We start from the raw sequence: 20,238 nt of genomic DNA, 5'->3' as shown, positions 1-20,238 counted from the left end.
TACCAGATGCTTCGTGTCCGCCCTGGGCCCGCCGCCCGCTCAGCGGCGCGGCTCCCAGCGGAACCAGCGGTGGGCGGCCCAGCAGGTGATCGCGATCCAGACCAGCGCGCCCAGCAGGTAGGGCAGCGCGGGCTGCCAGGTGCCGGCCGACGAGGTGGCCGGGGCGGAGCCGTCGCCGCCGAGCCAGCCGATCCGCAGCAGCTCCAGCGCCGGGGTGGCGGGCAGCCGCCGGCCGAGGTCGGCCAGCCAGCCGGGGAAGACGCTGAACGGCACGAGCAGCCCGGAGCCCGCCATGGTGATCAGCACCACCGGCAGGGTGGTGAACCCGCTGGTCTCCACGGTCCGGGTGACGGCGCTGGTCAGCGCGGCCAGCGGGACCAGCACGCCGATCGCCAGCAGCAGGCCGAGCAGCACGAGCACCGGGTTGACCGGGGCCGGCAGGCCGAGCAGGGCGGCGACGCCGACCGCCATCAGCACGATCTGCAGTCCGGCCAGCAGCACCGAGGGCACCGCCGTGCCGCCCAGGATCTCGGCGTCGGTCAGTTCGCCGGTGCGCAGCCGCTTGAGCACCAGCTCGCCGCGGCGGGCGACATAGGCGGCGGTCAGGTTGTAGTAGACGCCGAAGACGAGTGAGACCACGGTGAGGTTGAGCAGCAGAGCGGCGGTCAGGCTGACCCCGGCCAGGTGCTCGCGTTGCGCCTTGAGCATCGACTGCAGGCCGCCGACCAAGGCGATCGGCATGACCACCGCCGTCAGCAGCGCGGTGCGGTTGCGGCGCAGCAGCAGGAGTTCGGTGCGGGCCAGGGCGAGCAGCCGCCGACCGGAGGGGCGCGGCATGGTGAACGACGGGGTGAGGGTCATCGGTTGGCTCCGATCAGGCCGCGGCGGCGGGCGGGGGCGGCGGGTTCGTCCGCCGGCTCCGGCGGGCCCGCGTCGGCGGCGATGGCCAGGAAGGCCTCCTCCAGCGTGGCGCTGCGGGCGTCCAGCCCGTGCAGCGTGACGTCCTGCGCGGCGGCCCAGGTGAGCAGTTCGGTGAGGGTGCGCTGGAGTTCGGTGGTGCGCACGCTGACCTTGCGGCCGCTGAAGCCGACCTCGGCGCCGGGCAGCGGCAGCAGGGAGGTGGCGGGCTGCTCGGGCAGTTCGAAGCTGATCCGGCCCGGGCGGTCGGCGATCACCTCGGCGACCGTGCCGCTGGTCACCACCCGGCCCTGGTGCATGATCGCCAGGCGGTCGGCCAGCTGTTCGGCCTCCTCCAGGTAGTGCGTGGTCAGCAGGATCGTGGTGCCCTCGGCGCACAGCTCGCGCACCAGCTGCCAGACGGCCGCCCTGGCCTGCGGGTCCAGGCCGGTGCTCGGCTCGTCCAGGAAGAGCACCTCGGGGCGCCCGACCAGGGCCACCGCGAGGTCGAGCCGGCGCTTCTCGCCGCCGGACAGCTGCTTGACCCGGACCGCGGCGCGCTCGCCCAGGCCCACCAGGTCCAGCGCCTGCGCCGCCGGGCGCGGGGCGCTGGCCAGCCCGGCCCAGCCGGCCACCGTCTCGGCCACGGTCAGATCGCCGGGGAAGCCGCCCTCCTGGAGCATGATCCCGATCCGCGGCCGCAGCGCGGCCCGCTCCCGGTAGGGGTCGTGGCCCAGTACCCGGACGGTGCCGGCCGTGGGCCTGGCGAGCCCCTCGATCAGTTCCATGGTGGAGGTCTTGCCGGCCCCGTTGGTGCCGAGCAGGGCGAACAGCTCGCCGCGCCGCACCGTGAGGTCCAGCCCGCGCACGGCCGTGAAGCCGCCCGCCCGGGTGCTGCCGTAGCGCCGCCGCAGGCCCTTGGCCTCGATGGCGGGAGAAGTGCTGGTCATGGCCATAACGATGCCGTCGCCCCGGCGGCGCGGGCAGTGCCGGTGTGCACCGCTTCGGCGTGCGAATCCACGGGTCGGCGGTGACAAATGTCATCGCCGGGCAGCCCGGGGTGTTGTCAGGAGATGGCCAGGAAACGCGAAATGGACCCCCCGAAGGAGGTCCATTTCCACTGAGCGGACGACGAGATTCGAACTCGCGACCCTCACCTTGGCAAGGTGATGCTCTACCAACTGAGCCACGTCCGCACGATCTTCACTTGTACTGCAGTACCACTGGTTCTGCGAGCGGACGACGAGATTCGAACTCGCGACCCTCACCTTGGCAAGGTGATGCTCTACCAACTGAGCCACGTCCGCACGGTGCTTGATGGCACCGGCCGCTGCTCCCGGCCCTTGTTGGCTCCGGTTGCGGCGACGAGAAATACTCTACCCCATCGTCGGGACTGGTCACGCACCCCTTCCGCCGCAGCCCGGGTGGGCGGGCGGCGGAAGGGCGCCGACGGGGCGGCGGTCAGGCTCAGTTGGCCTCGGCGAACGCTTCGTAAACGTGCTTGGGGATGCGGCCGCGGGCCGGCAGCTCCATCCCCCGGGACTGGGCCCAGGCGCGCACGGCGGCCGGGTCCGGGGCGAGTGCGGTGCGGCGGAACGACTTTCCGGTGCGGCTCTGGCGGCGGCCGGCCGCGACGAAGGGAGCAAGTGCCTCCCGCAGCTTTTCCGCGTTGTCCAGGGACAGGTCGATCTCGTACGACTTCCCGTCGACGCCGAAGTGGACGGTTTCGGCGGCAGCCCCGCCGTCCAGGTCGTCGGAGAGCGTGACGACTACACGCTGAGCCATGGGTGTCAATCCTCTCGGCAATTCGGCCGACCGGGCGCGGTGTGCCGCGGCAGCCCTGTGCTCCGGCGCTCCAGGGGCACAAGGGTGGACCGGGAAGGTCGCACCGCCCGCGCAGCTCCTGCCACCGCCGGTGGCCCTATTCTGCACCCCGCACCCGGGGAAATCGATGGGCCTTGCATTCTTTTTCCGGATATTCACCTCGCTTCGCCTCCGTACCGTTACTTCGGCCCGGATACCGCTGCTCATCCGAGGGCCGATCTGTCCGGTGTGCCGGTATTTGACGGGCATCGAGAGCGGGCTTGGCCGAACCTGGGAAGTTCTTTAAAGGGGGAGGAAACGGGCGCCCGGGAAGGCCGGAAGCCTTGTGGCGTAAGGGGTGCGGGTCTACGCGCGTCGCCTATCCGGACGTGCAGCCGGCCCGTCGAACGGCCTGTGAACCCCGGTAGTCTGAAGGTCCCCCGCCTTCACGCACCACACCTTTGGGAGTGCCAGTGGCACGCGTCGTAGTCGACGTCATGCTCAAGCCGGAGATCCTCGACCCCCAGGGACAGGCGGTGCAGCGCGCACTGCCCCGTCTCGGATTCGCCGGGATCGCCGATGTCCGCCAGGGCAAGCGTTTCGAGCTGGAACTGGAGGGTCCGGTGGACGACGCCGCGCTCGCCCGGATCCGCGAAGCCGCCGAGACCTTCCTGGCCAACACCGTGATCGAGGACTTCACCGTCCGCGTCGAGGAGACTTCGTGACCTCCCGGATCGGCGTCGTCACGTTCCCCGGTTCGCTGGACGACCGCGACGCGCAGCGCGCGATCCGGCTGGCCGGCGCCGAGCCGGTGGCGCTGTGGCACCGTGACAAGGATCTCCACCAGGTCGACGCGGTGGTCCTGCCCGGTGGATTCAGCTACGGCGACTATCTGCGGGCCGGCGCGATCTCGCGCTTCTCGCCGGTGATGGCGAGCATCATCGAGCAGGCCAAGCTCGGAATGCCGGTCCTCGGTATCTGCAACGGCTTCCAGGTGCTCACCGAGTCGCACCTGCTGCCGGGCGCGATGCTGCGCAACAACCACCTGCACTTCATCTGCCGCGACCAGAAGCTGCGGGTGGAGAATGCGGGCACGGCCTGGACCACGGATTACCAGGCGGGCCAGGAGATTTCCGTCCCGCTGAAGAACATGGACGGCCGCTACACCGCCGACGCGCGCACGATCGACGAGCTGGAGTCCGAGGGGCGGGTGGTATTCCGTTACCTCGCCGGTCATCCGGACGAGGTGGCCAACCCAAACGGCTCGATCAACGATATTGCCGGGATCACCAACGCGGCCGGCAACGTGGTGGGTCTGATGCCGCACCCGGAGCACGCCGTCGAACCGCTGATCGGCACGGGTAAGACCGACGGTCTGGGCTTCTTCACGTCCGTCCTCAAGCAGTTGGTGAGTTCCTGAGATGACTCTCGACACCGTAAAGAACGCCGAGCAGACTCCGGACGCCGCCCAGCCCTGGGCCGAACTCGGCCTGAAGCAGGACGAGTACGCGCGGATCCGGGAGATCCTGGACCGCCGCCCCACCGGCGCCGAGCTCGCGATGTACTCGGTGATGTGGTCGGAGCACTGCTCGTACAAGAGCTCCAAGGTGCACCTGAAGCAGTTCGGTGAGAAGGCCCCGCAGTCCGACGCGATGCTGGTCGGCATCGGCGAGAACGCGGGCGTGGTCGACGTCGGCCAGGGCTACGCGGTCACCTTCAAGGTGGAGTCGCACAACCACCCGTCCTACATCGAGCCCTACCAGGGCGCGGCCACCGGCATCGGCGGCATCGTGCGCGACATCCTGGCGATGGGCGCCCGCCCGGTGGCCGTGATGGACCCGCTGCGATTCGGTGCGGCCGACCACCCGGACACCCGCCGGGTGCTGCCCGGGATCGTCGCGGGCATCGGTGGCTACGGCAACTGCCTGGGCCTGCCGAACATCGGTGGCGAGGTCGTCTTCGACCCCTGCTACCAGGGCAACCCGCTGGTCAACGCGCTCTGCGTGGGCGTGATGAAGCACGAGGACATCCACCTGGCCCAGGCCAGCGGCGCCGGCAACAAGGTCGTCCTGTACGGGGCCCGCACCGGTGGCGACGGCATCGGCGGCGTCTCGGTGCTGGCCTCGGAGACCTTCGACGACTCCAAGCCCACCAAGCGCCCGGCCGTCCAGGTCGGCGACCCGTTCCAGGAGAAGCTGCTCATCGAGTGCACCCTGGAGGTGTTCCGGGAGAAGCTGGTGCTCGGCATCCAGGACCTCGGTGGCGCCGGACTCTCCTGCGCCACCTCGGAGTTGGCCTCGGCCGGCTCCGGCGGCATGCGGATCGAGCTGGACACCGTGCCGCTGCGCGACGCCACGCTCTCGCCGGAGGAGATCCTCATGAGCGAGTCGCAGGAGCGCATGTGCGCCATCGTCGAGCCCGACAAGGTGACGCGCTTCCTGGAGATCTGCGAGAAGTGGGACGTCATCGCCACTGTGATCGGTGAGGTGACCGACGGCGAGCGGCTGGAGATCTTCTGGCACGGCGAGCAGGTGGTGGACGTGCCGCCGCGCACCGTGGCGCACGACGGCCCGGTCTACCAGCGCCCGTTCGCCCGCCCGTCCTGGCAGGACGCGCTGCAGGCCGACGCGCCGACCGCCGAGCGGCTCCAGCGCCCGGCCACGGGCGAGGAGCTGAAGGCCGCGCTGGTCGCCGTCGCGGGCTCGCCCAACCAGGCGTCCAAGAGCTGGATCACCGACCAGTACGACCGGTTCGTGATCGGCAACACCGTGCTGGCCACCCCCGAGGACTCCGGCATGATCCGGATCGACGAGGAGACCAACCTCGGCGTCTCGGTGGCGACCGACGGCAACGGCCGGTTCGCCAAGCTGGACCCGTACGCCGGCGCCCAGCTGGCGCTGGCCGAGGCCTACCGCAACGTGGCGGCCGGCGGCGCCAAGCCGCTCGCGGTCTCCGACTGCCTCAACTTCGGCTCCCCCGAGGACCCGGACGTGATGTGGCAGTTCGCCGAGGCCACCCGCGGCCTGGCCGATGCCTGCCAGATCCTGGGCACCCCGGTGACCGGCGGCAACGTCTCGCTCTACAACCAGACCGGCGAGGTCGCCATCCACCCGACCCCGGTGGTCGCGGTGCTCGGCGTGATCGACGACGTCACCCGCCGCACCCCGATCGGCTTCGCCGAGGAGGGCCAGCACCTCTACCTGCTCGGCGACACCGCCGACGAGCTGGGCGGCTCCGCCTGGTCGCAGGTGGTCCACAACCACCTCGGCGGCCTGCCGCCCAAGGTGGACCTGGAGCGCGAGCGGCTGCTCGGCGAGATCCTGATCGCCGCCTCGCGCGACGGCATGATCGACGCGGCGCACGACCTCTCGGACGGCGGCCTGGCCCAGGCGCTGGTGGAGAGCTGCCTGCGCGGCGGCCAGGGCGCCCGGGTGATCGTGCCGGGTGACCTCGACCCGTTCGTCTTCCTGTTCTCCGAGTCGGCGGGCCGCGCGGTGGTCGCCGTGCCGCGCAGCGAGGAGCTGCGGTTCACCGACATGTGCGGTGCGCGGGGCCTGCCGGCCACCCGGATCGGCGTGGTGGACGGTGACGCGCTGGAGGTCCAGGGGCAGTTCAGCGTCTCGCTGGCGGAGCTGACCGAGGCGCACACCGGTGTGATCGAGGCGCTGCTCGGCTGAACACCCGGCGGCTGACCGCGCTGGAAACGGCTCGCCCCGCTGGTCGGGGCGGGCCGTTCGCTGTTTGCCGGTTGCCGTTCTGCCGGGCCCAGGGGACGGAGGCGGCCGGTAGGTTTGGCGGTATGGCGAGGACGGTGACCAGGAAGACCCGCAGCTACGACCCGGCGAAGGTGCGGGCCGCACTCGGCGCGCAGACCGAGGCACTGCGGACGGCGGTGCACCGGCTCTGCGACGATCCCGGGGCCGAGCGCCTGCTGGAGGCGCCGACCCGGCTCGGTGACTGGCGGGTCCGGGAACTGCTGGCGCACCTCGCGGCCCAGCTGGCCTGGCTGCCGGGCCGGCCGGCGGCGCCCGAGCAGGGCCTGGCGCCGCTCGGGCTGACCGGCTGGGTGGCCCAGGTGGGCACGCAGGCCGAGCAGGTGGACGCCCAGGCCCGGGAGCAGTCGGTGGCCGGGTTCGCCGGGGCGCCGCGGGAGCTGGCCGCCGCCTTCGACGAGGCCGCCGGGGCCCTGTTCGGGATCCTGGCCGGTCCCGAAGTCCTGGACGAGAAGCGCCGGGTGGAGATCCGGCTGGGCTCGATGACGGTGGCCGACCTGTTGGTCACCCGGCTGGTGGAGACGGTGGTGCACGCCGACGACCTGGCAGCGGCGCTGGGCTGGGCGCCGTTCCCGCACGACCGGTTCGCGCTGGCCTCGGTCTGCCGGCTGCTGGCCGATGCGCTGGCCGATCAAGTGCCGGGCGGGGCCGTCGAGTTGCGGGTGCCGCCGGTGGCGGTGGTGCAGGCGGTCCCCGGGCCGCGGCACACCCGGGGGACGCCGCCGAACGTGGTGGAGATGGACCAGCTCACCTGGCTGCGGCTGGCCACCGGGCGCCAGGAGTGGGCCGAAGCGGTCGAGGCCGCCCAGATCAGTGCCAGTGGCGAGCGCAGCGACCTGAGCGGCTTCCTGCCCGTCCTGCGGTGATCGACCGTCACCGAGCGGCCGGGGTGACCTGGTTGGCGGCTGTGGCCCGGCCGGCGGAGGAGTGCCTGACGGTGCTGATCGAGCGGCTGCTGACGGCCTGATACGGCTGCGGGCGGGGGGCCGCCCCCCGGGGGGGGGGCGGGGCCCCCCCCCCGGGGGGGGGGGGGGGGCCGGGGGGCGGGGGGGGGGGGGGCCCCCCGCCCGCAGGGGTGGCGAGGTGCTACTGCTTCAGTGCGGTGTAGGCCTCGGGGCTGCTGTCCCGCAGGAACTCCCAGCAGCGGGTGGCTTCTTCGGTCTCCTTGATGGAATCGGCGGCCCGGGCGAGCGCGGCCAGGCAGCGCAGGAACCCGCGGTTGGCCCGGTGCTCCCACGGGACCGGACCGTGGCCCTTCCAGCCCGCCCGGCGCAGCGCGTCCAGGCCGCGGTGGTAGCCGGTGCGGGCGTAGGCGTAGGACTCGACGACCCGGCCCTCGGTGAAGGCGTCGTCGGCCAGCATCGCCCAGGCCAGGGAGAACCACGGGTAGTCCGCCGCGAGCTGGGTGGGCGACGCGGACTCCTCGGCGAGCCGGCGGTACGGCTCGGGCTCCTCGGCCAGCAGCGTCGGGCCCGGGCCCGAGAGCAAGTTCTTCCGTTCAGTCATGGTTCCCAGTCTGCCAGCTGGCCCGTAGGGCCTGTCGAACGGGAGCGCCCGTGGGCGGTGGGCCCACGGGCGCTCGTTCTGTCAGGCGGCGGCTGCCTTCCGGCAGCGGCCGCTGCCGGGTCGCGGCCTCCTCGGTCAGCGGCTGCAGAGGTACAGCAGCTGGGCGCCGGCGTTGCTCACCGACTGCCCGTAGTCACCGGGTGCCACCGGGGCGCAGGTGCTGCGGACCCAGGTGGTGATGGCCGTGGTCGGGCCGGAGCTGCCGCCCCGGCCGCCGAAGCCGCCGGTCGAGCCGAGCAGCACGTACCGCAGCTGACCGGTGCCGACCAGCTGCTGGAACTGGGCCAGGGACGGCGAGGGCACCTGCCCGGTGAAGCCGCCCATCGGCAGCACCTCCTTGCCGGTGGCGAGGATGTACGGGGAGGAGGCGCTCCAGCTGGTGGTGGCGAACAGGTAGTGCGCGCCGTCGGTGTGGGCCTCGGTGTAGTCGAGGATCTGCTGCTGAGCCTTGGTCAGGCTGGTGCCGTCGCCGCCGAACTGGCCCATGCCGCCGCCCGCCATGCCGCCGCCCGCCTGTGCGCCGCGCCCGGCGCCGGTCCGGCCGCCGGCCGCCCCGCCGCCCCAGGCACCGGCCGTGCCACCGCCGCCGCCCCAGGCACCGGCCTGGGCGCCGCCCTGGCCGCCGCCACGGGCCGCGGTGTGCCCGCCGCCGGTGGCCCCGCCCGGGCCGCGACCGCCGCCGAAGCCGTGGGCCGACTGCGGGCCGACCGTGCCCATGCTGGAGTTGCCGTACGTGGAGTCCAGCACCGAGGCCGCCCAGGCGCCCGGCGCGAGCAGCATCGCGAAGAGCGAGGCGATCAGGCCCACCGTGGCGATCCGCAGCCGGCCCAGCCGGCGCTCGCCGAACCGGCTGCTGCGGGCCAGGCCCAGCAGCGTCAGCGCGAGCACCCCGAGCGCGAGGGTCGCGGGGGCCAGCCAGGGCAGGAAGGTGGGGAAGAGCCGGGTCAGGTAGGCGGCCCAGCCCGCGGTGGCCGCGACCGCGACGGGCAGGGCCCAGGCCTTGCGGCCGCCGGCCTTGAAGGCCTGCCAGAGCAGCACCACGCCGGCGCCGCTGAGCGCGGCCAGCGGGGTGGCGATCACGCCCATGTAGTAGCTGTGGCCGCCGACGCTGCCCGCGCTGAAGACCAGGAAGAAGGTCGCCAGCCAGGTGCCCCACATCACGTAGCCGGCCCGCAGCGTGTCACCGCGGGGTTCGCGGCGGCGCCAGGCGAGCCCGCAGAGCAGGGCGATCGCGGCCAGCGGGTAGAGCCAGCCGGTCTGCGGGGCGAACTGGGAGCCGAACATCTTGCTCCAGCCGCCGTCGCTGCCGCCCGGGCCGCCGCCGCCCTGGTGGCCGCCGCCACCGGGAGCCTGCCGGCCCGCGGCGGGGGTCTGACCGGCGTTGGCGCCCTGGCCGGCGTTGGCGCCCTGGCCGGCGTTGGCGCCCTGACCGGCCTGGCCGCTGCCCTGGCTGCTGCCCTGGCCGCCGCCGGTGGCCGCACCGGTGCCCGGCTCGTGGGCGCCGCCGGTGGCCGCGCCCGCCTTGGTGGCGGTCGTGTTGCCGCCCCACATGATGCCGCCCTGCCCGGAGGTCACGCTGCCGGTCTCACCGGCGTTGAGGCCCACCGAGGTGAACCGGTTCAGGAAGTTGTAGCCGACCACCATGCTGAACGCCGAGTTGTTGGTGGTCCCGTCGATGTAGGGCCGGTCCTGGGCCGGCGTCACGGTGGCCAGCAGCACCCAGGAGGCCGAGACCACCAGCGTGACCAGGCCGGCCAGCCCGAGGTGCGCCAGGCGCCGCCGCAGCTCGGTGGGCGCGGCGATCAGGTAGACGGCGGCCAGCGCGGGCAGCACCGCCCACGACTCCAGCATCTTCGCCTGGAAGGAGAGCCCGACCCAGACCCCGGCCATCAGCAGGGTGCGCAGCCGTGCGGTGGCCGCGGCGCGCTGTGCGGCGTCGGCCGCCAGCAGCAGCAACAGGGTGAACAGCGGGTCCTCGACGGCGGTGCGGAAGAGGCCTGCCAGCACCGGGGTGAGGGTGAAGGCGGCCGCCGCGAGGAGCGCGGCGTTGGCACCGGCCCAGCGCCGCACGGCGCGGTAGAGCACCAGGACCGAGAGCACTCCCTCGATCGCCTGCGGCAGGGTGAGCGCCCACGGGTGGAAGCCGAAGATCCGGGCGGAGACGGCCTGCGGCCACAGGAAGCCGGGCAGCTTGTCGAGGGTGATGGTGTTGGCGGGGTCGTAGGAGCCGAAGACGAAGGCCTTCCAACTCTCCGTCATGCTCCGCACGGCGTCGGCGTAGAAGGTGTGGTACGTACTCTGACCGATTCCCCAGAAGTAGAGGAGCCCGGCCACTGCCGCGATGCCGAGCAGGGCGGGTCTGGCATAGGCCGGCTGCCCCTCGGGGGAGCGCCAGGGGGCTCTGCGGTTCGGCCAGCTCCGGGAGCTGGTGAGCTCGGGGGCGATCGGTAGCACGCTGGTAGCCATGCGTGACAGCCTTCGGCGCGTCTATGAGAAGAACCTGACAGACCACGCATTTCGGCGAAATCCTGACCAGGAGCTGAGCAAGATTTTGCCGTCCGACCTCTTGGCATTCAGGAAAGTGGCGGTTCTCCCAGCGGAGTCTCATCATGCGTGAGCCCCGGTCGGCGGGTGCCGAGCCGGGGCTCACGGAACGCTTGCGTCGGTCCGCCCCGTCAGGCCGCTGTTCAGGACGGGCCCACCGACGCGGGCGGGGTCACTTCAGGCGGGTGCCGGCGGAGCGCAGCGCCTTGGTGGCCTCGACCACGCGGGCGGCCATGCCGGCCTCGGCCAGCTTGCCCCAGGTGCGCGGGTCGTAGGTGTTCTTCTTGCCGACCTCGCCGTCGACCTTCAGCACGCCGTCGTAGTTGCGGAACACGTGGTCCACGACCGGGCGGGTGAAGGCGTACTGGGTGTCGGTGTCCAGGTTCATCTTGACCACGCCGTTCTCCAGCGCGGTGGCGATCTCCTCGTCCGAGGAGCCCGAGCCGCCGTGGAAGACGAAGTCGAACGGGTCCTTCTTGCCTGACTTGGCGCCGATCGCGTCCTGCAGCTCGCGCAGCAGCTCGGGGCGGAGCACGACGTTGCCCGGCTTGTACACGCCGTGCACGTTGCCGAAGGAGGCGGCCAGCAGGTAGCGGCCCTTCTCGCCCAGGCCCAGCGCCTCGGCGGTGCGCACCACGTCGTTGACCGAGGTGTAGAGGTTGTCGTTGATCTCGTGCGAGACGCCGTCCTCCTCGCCGCCGGTCGGGGTGATCTCGACCTCAAGGATGATCTTGGCGGCGCGGGCCTGGGCCAGCAGCTCCTCGGCGATGGCCAGGTTGTCGGCCAGGGTCTCGGCGGAGCCGTCCCACATGTGCGACTGGAAGAGCGGGTTGAGGCCCTTGGCGACGCGCTCGGCGGAGACCGCCAGCAGCGGGCGGACGTAGCCGTCCAGCTTGTCCTTGGGGCAGTGGTCGGTGTGCAGCGCGATGGTGACGTCGTACTTCGCGGCCACGATGTGGGCGAACTCGGCCAGCGCGACGGCGCCGGTCACCATGTCCTTGTTGTGCTGGCCGCCGAGGAACTCGGCACCGCCGGTGGAGATCTGGATGATGCCGTCACTCTCCGCCTCGGCGAAACCGCGCAGCGCCGCGTGCAGGGTCTGCGACGAGGTGACGTTGATGGCCGGGTAGGCGAACTTGCCCGCCTTGGCCCGGTCGAGCATCTCGTTGTAGGCCTCGGGAGTTGCGATAGGCATGCGAATCCGCTCCTGTCGGGAGTGTTTTGTGCGCCGCGGCCCGGACGCCTGTGCCATCCTCCCAGACTCGTCGGGCGGCTTCATCTCCGTGCTCGCCAGTCGGGACAGAAGCCGCGGCGTTTGCGGACGAAAGGTACGGCCTGGGCAGGTCACGGGCGGTTTTCGAGGGCTTCGGCCGGATCCCGGGCGCGGCGCGGCACCCGCCGGGGCCGGGCCGGTGGGGCCGGGCTTTCAAGCTTCTGGCCACCCGGCCGCGCTATCCTGCGCCGGTGACTACCACCACCGACCTAGCGGTCAATGTCCTTGATGCCAAGTCGCTGATCAGCTCGGTCGGGACGGTCGGCCTGCTGGCGATCATCTTCGCCGAGACCGGTCTGCTGATCGGCTTCTTCCTGCCGGGCGACTCGCTGCTGATCCTGGCCGGCGTGGCCGCCTCCTCGGCCGCCGCCAAGGCCTTCGGGCCGGGCGTGCAGATGCCGATCGCCGTCCTGCTGATCGGCGCGCCGCTCTGTGCGATCGCGGGCGCGCAGCTGGGCCACCTGATCGGCGCGCGGGTGGGCGGCAAGCTCTTCGACAGGCCGGACTCCAAGATCTTCAAGCGCGAGTACGTGCAGAAGGCGGAGGAGTACTTCGACAAGTTCGGCCCGGAGAAGGCCGTGGTGATGGCCCGCTTCATCCCGATCGTGCGGACCTTCCTCAACCCGGTGGCCGGCACGCTGGAGATGCCCGCGCGCAAGTTCTTCATCTGGAACGCGATCGGCGGCGTGCTGTGGACCGAGGCGATGCTCTGCATCGGCTACTTCTTCGGTGACTCGATGGCCCCGGTGATCGACAAGTACCTGATCCCGGCGATGGCGCTGATCATCCTGCTGTCGATCTCGCCGATCCTGCTCGAGGTGGTGCGCGAGCGCAAGAAGCGCAAGGCGGGCGGCGCGGCCTACGCGGCCGAGGCCGATGCCGATGCCGAGGCGCTGCAGAGCGGCGGCCGGCACCGGCGCGGCTGAGCACCCGACGCCCGTCCGTACCACGGCGCCCCCGACCCTGGCGGGCGGGTTCTATCGATCCCCGCAACACCCTGGAGTTCAGGGAGTTGCGGGGATCGTGGATTTTGAGGTGTTGAAGGCGAGGTTCTTCGAGGCCCTGGACCGGGAGGACGGCAGCATCACAGCTGCCGCTCGTGCAGTGGGAGTGAACCGCAACACGGCGTTCGGATGGGCCCGCCAGGCCGGGGTCCGCGGTCGTGGCAAGCCCCGCAGGCCCGGGCATCCGGGACGGGCGGAGTACGAGCGGCTGCGTGCGGCCGGAATCCGGCGCCGCGATGCCGCCGCGCAGGCCGGCGTCCACGAGCGCACCGCGCAGGACTGGGACCAGGGCATCCGGCAGATCGGCCACTCGCGCCTGCACGCAGACGGCCGTCTGATCGACTACACGACTGGTGTGACCACCATCGTTGCCACAACATCGGAGCCGTCCGCCGCCGCGCTCGAGGCCGAGCTGCACCCCCGGTTCCTCACCGTGGCCGAGCGGGAGCTGATCGCCGACATGCGCCGTGAGGGCTGCTCGCTGCGCGCGATCGGACGGGCACTTCACCGCCCGGCCTCCACCGTCAAGCGTGAGATCGACGCCCGCTCGGCCGACGGCGTCTACCGGCCGCACCAAGCCCAGCGGGCATGGGCCAAGAGCCGCTCGCGCCCCAAGGACTCCAAGCTCGCCCAAGAAGGGGCGCTGCGCGACTTCGTCGCGGGCAAGCTCCAGGAACGCTGGTCGCCCGAGCAGATCTGCCACGCTCTGCTCATGGAGTTCCCCAACGACGAGAGCATGCGGGTGAGTCCGGAGACGATCTACCAGGCGATCTACGTCCAGGCCCGTGGCGGACTGCGCCGCGAGGTCGCACTCGCGCTGCGCACCGGGCGCACCCGCCGCAAGCCGCACCGCAGCCCGGAGCAGCGCACGCGCCGGTTCGTCGACGAGATGGTGATGATCTCCGAGCGTCCTGCCGAGGTCGAGGATCGGGCGGTTCCCGGCCACTGGGAAGGCGATCTGATCGTCGGCCCCCGCAGCGAGAGCGCGATCGTGACCCTGGTCGAGCGCTCCACCCGCTACGTCATGCTCGGGCATCTGCCCGGCGGGCACACCGCCGAGGAGGTCCGCGACGTGCTGGTGCCCTTGATCCAGACCCTGCCCGAGCACCTACGCGGCTCGCTGACCTGGGACCAGGGATGCGAGATGGCCGCGCACAAGCAGTTCACCGTGGCCACGGGAGTACCGGTCTACTTCTGCGATCCGCACTCGCCATGGCAGCGCGGATCGAACGAGAACACAAACGGCCTGCTGCGGCAGTACTTCCCCAAGAGCACCGATCTGTCCGTGCACAGCCCCGAGGACCTCGAACATGTCGCCCAACAACTCAACGGCCGACCACGCAAGACGCTCGGCTGGAGAACCCCAGCCGAGCGCCTGCGTGATCTACTGACGACCACATAGCCATCAGGTGTTGCGAGGACCCCGAGAATCCGCGAAGGGTCGGGGGCGCCGTCGTGTGCGGGGGATGTTTCACGTGAAACATCCCCGGGGCGACTCAGGCCAGGTCGAGGTCCTGGGCGGTGAAGACGGTGTAGTACGGCAGACCGGCGGCCTCGATGGCCGGGGCGGCACCGCGCTCGACGATCACCGCGACGCCGACCACCTCGGCGCCCGCCTCGCGCAGCGCTTCGACGGCGGTCAGCACCGAACCGCCGGTGGTGGAGGTGTCCTCGACGGCCAGCACCCGGCGACCCTTGACGTCCGGGCCCTCGATCCGGCGCTGCAGACCGTGCGCCTTGCCGGCCTTGCGGACCACGAAGGCGTCCAGCTCACGGCCGCGCGCGGCGGCGGCGTGCAGCATGGCGGCGGCCACCGGGTCGGCGCCCAGGGTCAGACCGCCGACCGCCTCGTAGTCCAGCTCGGCCGTGGCGTCCAGCAGGACCCGGCCGACCAGCGGCGCGGCCTGCGCGTCCAGGGTGATCCGCCGCAGGTCCACGTAGTAGTCGGCCTCGCGGCCGGAGGAGAGGATGACCTTGCCGTGCACCACGGCCTTGGTCTTGATCTGCGCCAGCAGGGCGTCGCGGTCGTTGCTCGGGGCGGTGATCGGCTCGTTGCTCATGGACAGCCAGTCTAGGGCCGACCTGGGCCGACGCGGTCTAGGGGAGACCGCAGGTGGCGCGGTCCAGCGGAGGCCTGGGGTGACGCACGGTCAGGCCGACCCGCAGTGGCGGGCGGTCAGCGCCTGCGCAGGGCGCGGGCCACGATGACCGCGCCGCCGAGCAGCGCGACGCCGCCGCCGATCATCCAGGGCGTGCTGAGCCGACCCGCGCCGCGGGCGGCCACCGGTGCGGCGGCGTGCTGGTCGCCGTACCAGCGGCTGGCGGCGCGGGCCCGGGCGCTGCGGGCGGGCAGCGTCGGGGCGTAGCGGCCGCGCGGTGGGGCGTGGTCCACCTCCTCGGCCGAGCGGCCGACGATGCTGCGGCGGACCGGGCCGGCCAGCAGGTCGTCGGAGCCGAGCGGGTCCTCCACCGCGCGCGGGTAGCCGTAGGGGACCTCCAGGCGGGCGGCCGGATCGAGGGGCTCGGCGCCGGTGTCGGGGTCGCTCGGTGCGGCTTCGTCGGGCTCCGTGCCCTCGTCGGACCCGGCGGCTTCGACGGCCTCCAGCGGCTCGGCGGAGTCGGGGGAGCTGAACGCGATCAGGCCGGAGAGGTCGTCGGAGAAGAGGTCGTCGGGGAGCTCGTCGGGGATGTCGTGCGAGCGGGCCCTCGGGGTGTCGTCCGGGGTGGTGGGGCCGTCCGTGTCCTCGGCCGGCGGCTGGTCCGACTCGTCGGCCTCCTCGTCGGGGACCACGGTGAGGATCGGGGCATGGGCGCCGCCCAGCTCGACGGCGAGCGCGGCGGCGAAACGGTCGAGCAGGCGCCGGCCGGTGGTCGCGAGGGTCTCGTCGTCGATCTCGGCCAGCCGTCCGCCGGGGGTGAGGTCGCCGCTGAAGCGCAGCAGCACGCCGTCGGCGCCGTCCGTCTCGACCCGCAGCCGCACGGTGGCCAGCACCTCGCCGTCGCCGCGCGCCTCCTGGCCCTCCAGGAAGGCGGTGAGCACGCCCGAGCCGCCGCTGCGGATCAGCGAGACGACGCCGCGGTAGGTGATCGTGGAGCCGCCGATCCGCAGCCGGAGCCGGCCGTTGATCTCCTCGGGGCCGTCGGTGGCGGGACGCTTGGCGCCGGTGCGCCGTTCGGGCGCGTCGGAGGCATCGGTGCTCAGGCCGGGGACGCACCGCGCGAGCAGCGCGGGGTCGGCCAGGGCGGGCTGGACGAGTTCGGCCGGCAGCTGGATGACAACCTCATGCTCCATGCCTGTGAGCCTACTGTCGTCGCCCGCCGGTGGGGGCTTCGGCCCGGTGCCGACACCGAGCGGGTCCGCCGGGAGGGGGCCGGCCCTCTCCCGGCGGACCCGCTCGGTGTCGGGGCCGGCGGTTCTGCGGCGGCCCGCCCGGCACCGGCGGCGGTCAGCGGGGGTGCAGCAGGGTGCTCGGCGGGGGCAGCGGATGCGGCCGGTCGGCGTCGAGCGCGGCGGCGGCCGCGGTGAGCTGTTCGACGGTCATCGAGCGCGGCGGGGGCGCGTCCGGGGCCAGCGCGAGGACCGGTCGCTGCTCGTGCGCGGCCAGCAGCACCGCCGCGAGATCGCCGCTGCCGGCCGGGTCGCAGGCCGGACCGCGGCCCGGCACCGGGAACGGCACGCTCCACAGCCCCGCCGCGCGCAGCCCGGCCGCCACCGTCCACAGGCCGGGGCCGGCCGGGGCAGGCACCGCCAGGCGGCCGCCGGGGACCAGTCGCGCGCCGGCCAGCTGGTAGAACTCGCCGGCGTGGTACTCGCTGCGGGCCGCCCGCTCGGGCGCCGGCAGGTCGGCCAGCACCGCGTCGTAGCGCTCGGCGCCGCCGTTGCGGCGCAGCCAGGCCAGCGGATCGGCGGTGACCACCCGCACCCGGGGGTCGGCGAAGGCGTGCCCGCTGAGCGCGGCGAGCGCCGGATCGGTGCGGGCCAGCGCGGGCACCGCCGGATCGGCGGTGACCACCAGGACGGCGCGCACCCCGCGATGCCGCAGCACCTCGCGCAGCGCCAGGCCGTCGCCGCCGCCCAGCAGCAGCACCCGGCTGTCCCCCGCACCCGCCAGCGCGGGGTGCACCAGCGCCTCGTGGTAGCGGTACTCGTCCTGGCCGCAGGCCGCGAGCCGGCCCGCGAGGTAGAGGCGCAGGGGCGGCGCGCCGGCCTGCGAGGCCTGCTGGGCCTGCGGGGTCCGTGCGGAGTGCTGGGCGTGCTGCGCCTGCTGGGCCGGTGGATTGCGCGGCGTCAGTGGTGCCAGTGGCGCCAGGGCGGTCGTCGGGTCGACCCGCTGCGGGCCGCCGGTCAGCACCACCTCCCCGTAGCGGCTCTGCACGGCCTGCCGCAGCGGGCCGCCGTAGAGCGCGTGCCGGGCGGCGCGCTCGATCACGCCGCTGAACGCGCCGGCCAGCGCCAGGGCGGCCAGCACGGCGCCGCAGCCGGTCCAGAGCAGCCCCCTGGAGCGGGGGCCCGGCTCCTCGCGGAAGAGCCAGAGCACCACCGCCGCGCCCGCCAGCGCGTTGACCGCCCCGGTCAGCAGGGCTCCCGCGGCCTGTCCGAGCAGCGGCAGCAGCACGAACGGGAAGGCGAGCCCGCCGACCAGGGCGCCCACGTAGTCGGCGGCGAACAGATCGGCGGCGGCCCGGCCGGCCTCCTCCCGGCGGATCCGCTGCAGCAGGGTCATCAGCAGCGGGATCTCGGCGCCGATCAGTATGCCGATCAGGCAGGTCAGGACGACCAGGGCGAGCTGGTCGCGGCCGAGCCAGGCCCAGCAGCTGTAGAGGGCGAGCACCGAGAGCCCGCCGAACAGCGCCAGCGCGCACTCCACCAGCGCGAAGGAGGTGGCGGGGCGGTGGGTGAAGCGCTTGGCGGCCAGCGAGCCGACGCCCATCGCGAAGACCATCACGGAGAGCACCACGGAGGTCTGGGTGACCGGGTCGCCGAGCAGGTAGCCGCCGAGCGCGACCAGCTCCAGCTCGTACACCAGTCCGCAGGCGGCGCAGACGAACGCGGCCAGCAGGACCAGCAGCCGGGTCAGCCGGGCCCGGCAGGCGGACCTGGGGCCGGGGGAGTCGACGGCGCGATCGTCCGTTCGGCCGCGTGCGGACGGGGGTCCGGCGGTGGGTCGGGCGGTGGTGGGCCGGCCGGTGGCCTCCCGTGGCCCGCGGTCGCCGCGCGGGCGCAGACGGACCCGGGGGCCGGGGTGCCGCGCCGGGCCCGGCTGGGTCTCGGCACGGCGATCGGAGCCGGCTCGGCGGTCGGGTTGGGCTCGGCGGTCGGGTTGGGCCCGGCGCGCGGGCAGGGATCGGCGCGCGGGTTCGGGCTGGCCGCGGCGTTCGGACTGGGCGCGCGCTCGGGCGAAGCGGCCGTTGACCGGGCCGCGGGCGCGGGACCTGACCCGGACGGTGCGTGGCCGCACCCAGCCTCTGGCCGGGGAGCCCCCGAGGACCGGGGGAGGCCCGTCGACCGGGGGAGGTCCGTCACGGTCGAGGCCGCGCTGTGTGGGCGGGTCCGCCGGCTGGTTGATCACGAAGAAACGCTAGGCGACGCATGGCGCGCATAGGTGTACTCGTCCGAGGGATAGCGCTCCGGTTTAAGTTGACGGATCGTCATGATGTTCGGGGCCGACGGGTTGTCGGGCGGGTTGTCGGGCGGGCTTTCGGGTGGGCTTTCGGGTGGGCTTTCGGGTGGGCCGATGGACGGGCTGTCGGGTGGCTGGTGGCGGCCTGGGCCCGGCCGGTTGTGGCTGCTGGTGGCTGCCGGTGGCGGCGTTTCGGGACGTCAGGGGACGGTGGGGCGGGCCATGGCGCAGCGGCCGCCGGCGCGCGGCGAGGCGGCCGTCAGCTGCCCGCGCACCACCAGCGAGGAGCGGGTGCAGACCAGCCGGCCCTCCTGCGGATAGGCGTGCCAGGTGCGCCAGAGCACCCGCTCGGCGCTGCCCTGGGCGACCAGGGCGGTGAACGCGCTCGGGTCTCCCGGGAAGACCCCGGCCAGGCCGCGCGGGTGCTCGTCCACCAGCGCGAGGATCTCCTGTGCCCTGGCGGCGAAGACGTGCGGCGGCAGCGACTCGATCCGGGCCGCGAACTCGTACTCCCAGCCCGCGACTTGCTCGGCCACCCGGGCCGGCAGCGGGGTGCGTCGGCCCGGCATGCAGGCCACCGTCTCCAGGCACTCGCCGGGGCCGGCCGTGATCACCACCTGGTGCGAGGCGCCCAGCAGGCGCAGTTGCAGGGTGCCGGCGGTGGCGCCGCCCGCGCTCGTGGTCCGGGTTCTGCCGCCGCTGCCGGCGGAGCTGATGGCGGTGGCCGAGCTGCCGAGGGTGCCGCGGGTGGCCGTGCCGTAGCGGCTCGGGGTGTCGGTCAGGCCGTCCGGCCCCGGCAGCGGCAGGTCGCGCACCGCCAGGGCGGGCAGCGGTCCGCCGCCGAGACACCAGGCCAGGTCACCGGCGCGGGTGTCGGTATAGGAGGTCTGCAGTGTGGTGAGCATGCTGGCTCCGCATTTCAGCTCCGTACGCGCCCTGCGCCGTGCAACGTCCGACTCGGCCGAAGGCGAGGAGGTTCGTGGCTGTGCGGTCCGAGACGCGGCCGACCGTGGAAGGAAGGATTCCGGCTGGAGATTCAGCAGCAGAGAAGCACGAATTCTCCGGGTCCGTCAGGGATTTACCCATTCTTGTTGCACATTCACCGTTCTGGGCGTAGTGCCTGGTCGGGTCTGACCGGACCGGTGAACGAGATTGCTCGCCACGCGCCGTCCGGGCCGGAGCGCGCGCCCCTCGGGCCGGTTGCGCGCCGGTGCCTTGTCCGGCGGTTCCGCGGTGGTGCGAATTGAGCGGAGGGGCCCGCCCTCTGTACGAGCGTACGTGCGTCCGTACGAGCTCGCGCGCGTCAGTGCGAAGGGGTCGGAAACGGTGCCGGGCGCGGGCCCGGTCGAACGGATGCGCCACGCGGGATTCGGCTCGGATAAATCGGTTTGGTGAAATGGGTGACCGCGGTTCCATGAGGAACCGTGCTGGGACGGGGCGGGGGTATTCCGTTTCGTCCGCCGGGAACGGCCCTATCCGTGACGTTCGGTCAAGCCCGGTCGGGGCAAGGGCAGATGCGGAGTCGATCTCCCCGGCCACGCTCTACGATGTGTCTCCGCAGAGCCGCAGGAACCGGGAGGGGACCCATGTTCGAGGCCACGCAGGAAGCCGAACCGGGTGCGGGAGTCGCACGGGTGGGCACCTCGGGACAGCTGGGCACCTCGGGACAGCTGGGCGCCCCGGGACAGTTGGGGGCCCGGGGACAGTTGGGTGCCAAGGGCGCCCTCGCGTTCACCGTCGGCTCCTGACCGGCAGAT

General features: G+C 73.0%; 17 protein-coding genes and 2 tRNA genes. 7 read left to right on the top strand and 12 right to left on the bottom strand.

Going from position 1 to position 20,238, the window contains the following annotated elements:
- Positions 1 to 39: 39 nt before the first annotated feature.
- The 5 genes from ACFZB9_RS28685 to ACFZB9_RS28665 form a co-directional block, all read right to left on the bottom strand.
- Positions 40 to 861 (bottom strand): ABC transporter permease, encoded by an 822-nt coding sequence (locus ACFZB9_RS28685; RefSeq protein WP_391451889.1) that lies wholly within the window; start codon positions 859 to 861, stop codon positions 40 to 42.
- Positions 858 to 1,847, bottom strand: coding sequence for an ABC transporter ATP-binding protein (locus tag ACFZB9_RS28680; protein ID WP_391451887.1), 990 nt, complete (start codon positions 1,845 to 1,847; stop codon positions 858 to 860). The genes ACFZB9_RS28685 and ACFZB9_RS28680 overlap by 4 nt, the downstream gene beginning before the upstream one ends.
- 173 nt (positions 1,848 to 2,020) lie before the next feature.
- Positions 2,021 to 2,093: transfer RNA gene (locus ACFZB9_RS28675), tRNA-Gly, on the bottom strand.
- Positions 2,094 to 2,131: 38 nt separating this feature from the next.
- Positions 2,132 to 2,204 (bottom strand) — tRNA-Gly (locus ACFZB9_RS28670).
- A gap of 160 nt (positions 2,205 to 2,364) precedes the next feature.
- Positions 2,365 to 2,682: an Lsr2 family protein gene (locus ACFZB9_RS28665; RefSeq protein ID WP_184936468.1), complete on the bottom strand. Its 318-nt coding sequence runs from the start codon at positions 2,680 to 2,682 to the stop codon at positions 2,365 to 2,367.
- Between the two features lie 491 nt (positions 2,683 to 3,173).
- Here ACFZB9_RS28665 and purS point away from each other — a divergent pair, with 491 nt between their 5' ends.
- From purS to ACFZB9_RS28645, 4 genes are all read left to right on the top strand, one after another.
- Entirely contained in the window at positions 3,174 to 3,425 is a 252-nt protein-coding gene (gene purS / locus ACFZB9_RS28660; protein ID WP_184936469.1) for a phosphoribosylformylglycinamidine synthase subunit PurS, read from the top strand.
- On the top strand, positions 3,422 to 4,120 hold the full coding sequence (gene purQ, locus ACFZB9_RS28655) for a phosphoribosylformylglycinamidine synthase subunit PurQ (RefSeq protein WP_391451885.1): 699 nt from the start codon (positions 3,422 to 3,424) through the stop codon (positions 4,118 to 4,120). The genes purS and purQ overlap by 4 nt, the downstream gene beginning before the upstream one ends.
- 1 nt (position 4,121) lies before the next feature.
- Positions 4,122 to 6,377, top strand: a complete 2,256-nt coding sequence (purL, locus tag ACFZB9_RS28650; protein ID WP_391451883.1) for a phosphoribosylformylglycinamidine synthase subunit PurL — start codon at positions 4,122 to 4,124, stop codon at positions 6,375 to 6,377.
- A gap of 134 nt (positions 6,378 to 6,511) precedes the next feature.
- Positions 6,512 to 7,339 carry a sterol carrier family protein gene (locus tag ACFZB9_RS28645; protein ID WP_391451881.1) on the top strand — a complete coding sequence of 276 codons (828 nt, stop codon included), beginning with the start codon at positions 6,512 to 6,514 and terminating at the stop codon, positions 7,337 to 7,339.
- Between the two features lie 220 nt (positions 7,340 to 7,559).
- Here the strand turns inward: ACFZB9_RS28645 and ACFZB9_RS28640 are convergent, their stop codons facing one another.
- The 3 genes from ACFZB9_RS28640 to fbaA form a co-directional block, all read right to left on the bottom strand.
- On the bottom strand, positions 7,560 to 7,979 hold the full coding sequence (locus tag ACFZB9_RS28640; RefSeq protein ID WP_391451879.1) for a DUF3151 domain-containing protein: 420 nt from the start codon (positions 7,977 to 7,979) through the stop codon (positions 7,560 to 7,562).
- A gap of 135 nt (positions 7,980 to 8,114) precedes the next feature.
- A complete protein-coding gene (locus tag ACFZB9_RS28635; RefSeq protein WP_391451877.1) occupies positions 8,115 to 10,505 on the bottom strand; it encodes an ArnT family glycosyltransferase in 2,391 nt (796 codons plus the stop codon).
- Between the two features lie 250 nt (positions 10,506 to 10,755).
- Positions 10,756 to 11,778 (bottom strand): class II fructose-bisphosphate aldolase, encoded by a 1,023-nt coding sequence (fbaA, locus tag ACFZB9_RS28630; protein WP_391451875.1) that lies wholly within the window; start codon positions 11,776 to 11,778, stop codon positions 10,756 to 10,758.
- A 269-nt stretch (positions 11,779 to 12,047) separates the two neighbouring features.
- On the opposite strand from fbaA, the gene ACFZB9_RS28625 reads away from it, so the two are divergent.
- Both ACFZB9_RS28625 and ACFZB9_RS28620 read left to right on the top strand, forming a co-directional pair.
- On the top strand, positions 12,048 to 12,782 hold the full coding sequence (locus ACFZB9_RS28625; RefSeq protein WP_391451873.1) for a DedA family protein: 735 nt from the start codon (positions 12,048 to 12,050) through the stop codon (positions 12,780 to 12,782).
- Positions 12,783 to 13,083: 301 nt separating this feature from the next.
- Entirely contained in the window at positions 13,084 to 14,262 is a 1,179-nt protein-coding gene (locus ACFZB9_RS28620) for an IS30 family transposase (protein WP_391452112.1), read from the top strand.
- A gap of 94 nt (positions 14,263 to 14,356) precedes the next feature.
- Here the strand turns inward: ACFZB9_RS28620 and pyrE are convergent, their stop codons facing one another.
- From pyrE to ACFZB9_RS28600, 4 genes are all read right to left on the bottom strand, one after another.
- Positions 14,357 to 14,920, bottom strand: coding sequence for an orotate phosphoribosyltransferase (gene pyrE, locus ACFZB9_RS28615; RefSeq protein WP_391451871.1), 564 nt, complete (start codon positions 14,918 to 14,920; stop codon positions 14,357 to 14,359).
- Positions 14,921 to 15,036: 116 nt separating this feature from the next.
- Positions 15,037 to 16,152, bottom strand: a complete 1,116-nt coding sequence (locus ACFZB9_RS28610; protein WP_391451869.1) for a CoxG family protein — start codon at positions 16,150 to 16,152, stop codon at positions 15,037 to 15,039.
- Positions 16,153 to 16,306: 154 nt separating this feature from the next.
- Positions 16,307 to 17,938 (bottom strand): spermidine synthase, encoded by a 1,632-nt coding sequence (locus ACFZB9_RS28605; RefSeq protein WP_391452110.1) that lies wholly within the window; start codon positions 17,936 to 17,938, stop codon positions 16,307 to 16,309.
- 743 nt (positions 17,939 to 18,681) lie between these two features.
- Positions 18,682 to 19,386, bottom strand: coding sequence for a DUF2617 family protein (locus ACFZB9_RS28600; protein ID WP_391451867.1), 705 nt, complete (start codon positions 19,384 to 19,386; stop codon positions 18,682 to 18,684).
- A 681-nt stretch (positions 19,387 to 20,067) separates the two neighbouring features.
- On the opposite strand from ACFZB9_RS28600, the gene ACFZB9_RS28595 reads away from it, so the two are divergent.
- Entirely contained in the window at positions 20,068 to 20,229 is a 162-nt protein-coding gene (locus ACFZB9_RS28595; RefSeq protein WP_391451865.1) for a hypothetical protein, read from the top strand.
- Positions 20,230 to 20,238 lie beyond the last annotated feature (9 nt).

The sequence above is a fragment of the Kitasatospora sp. NPDC008050 genome (assembly GCF_042957465.1).
In the GTDB taxonomy this organism is placed as follows: domain Bacteria; phylum Actinomycetota; class Actinomycetes; order Streptomycetales; family Streptomycetaceae; genus Kitasatospora.
The sequence above is the reverse complement of the archived record's forward strand: the minus strand, read 5'-3'. Positions and strand labels throughout refer to the sequence as shown.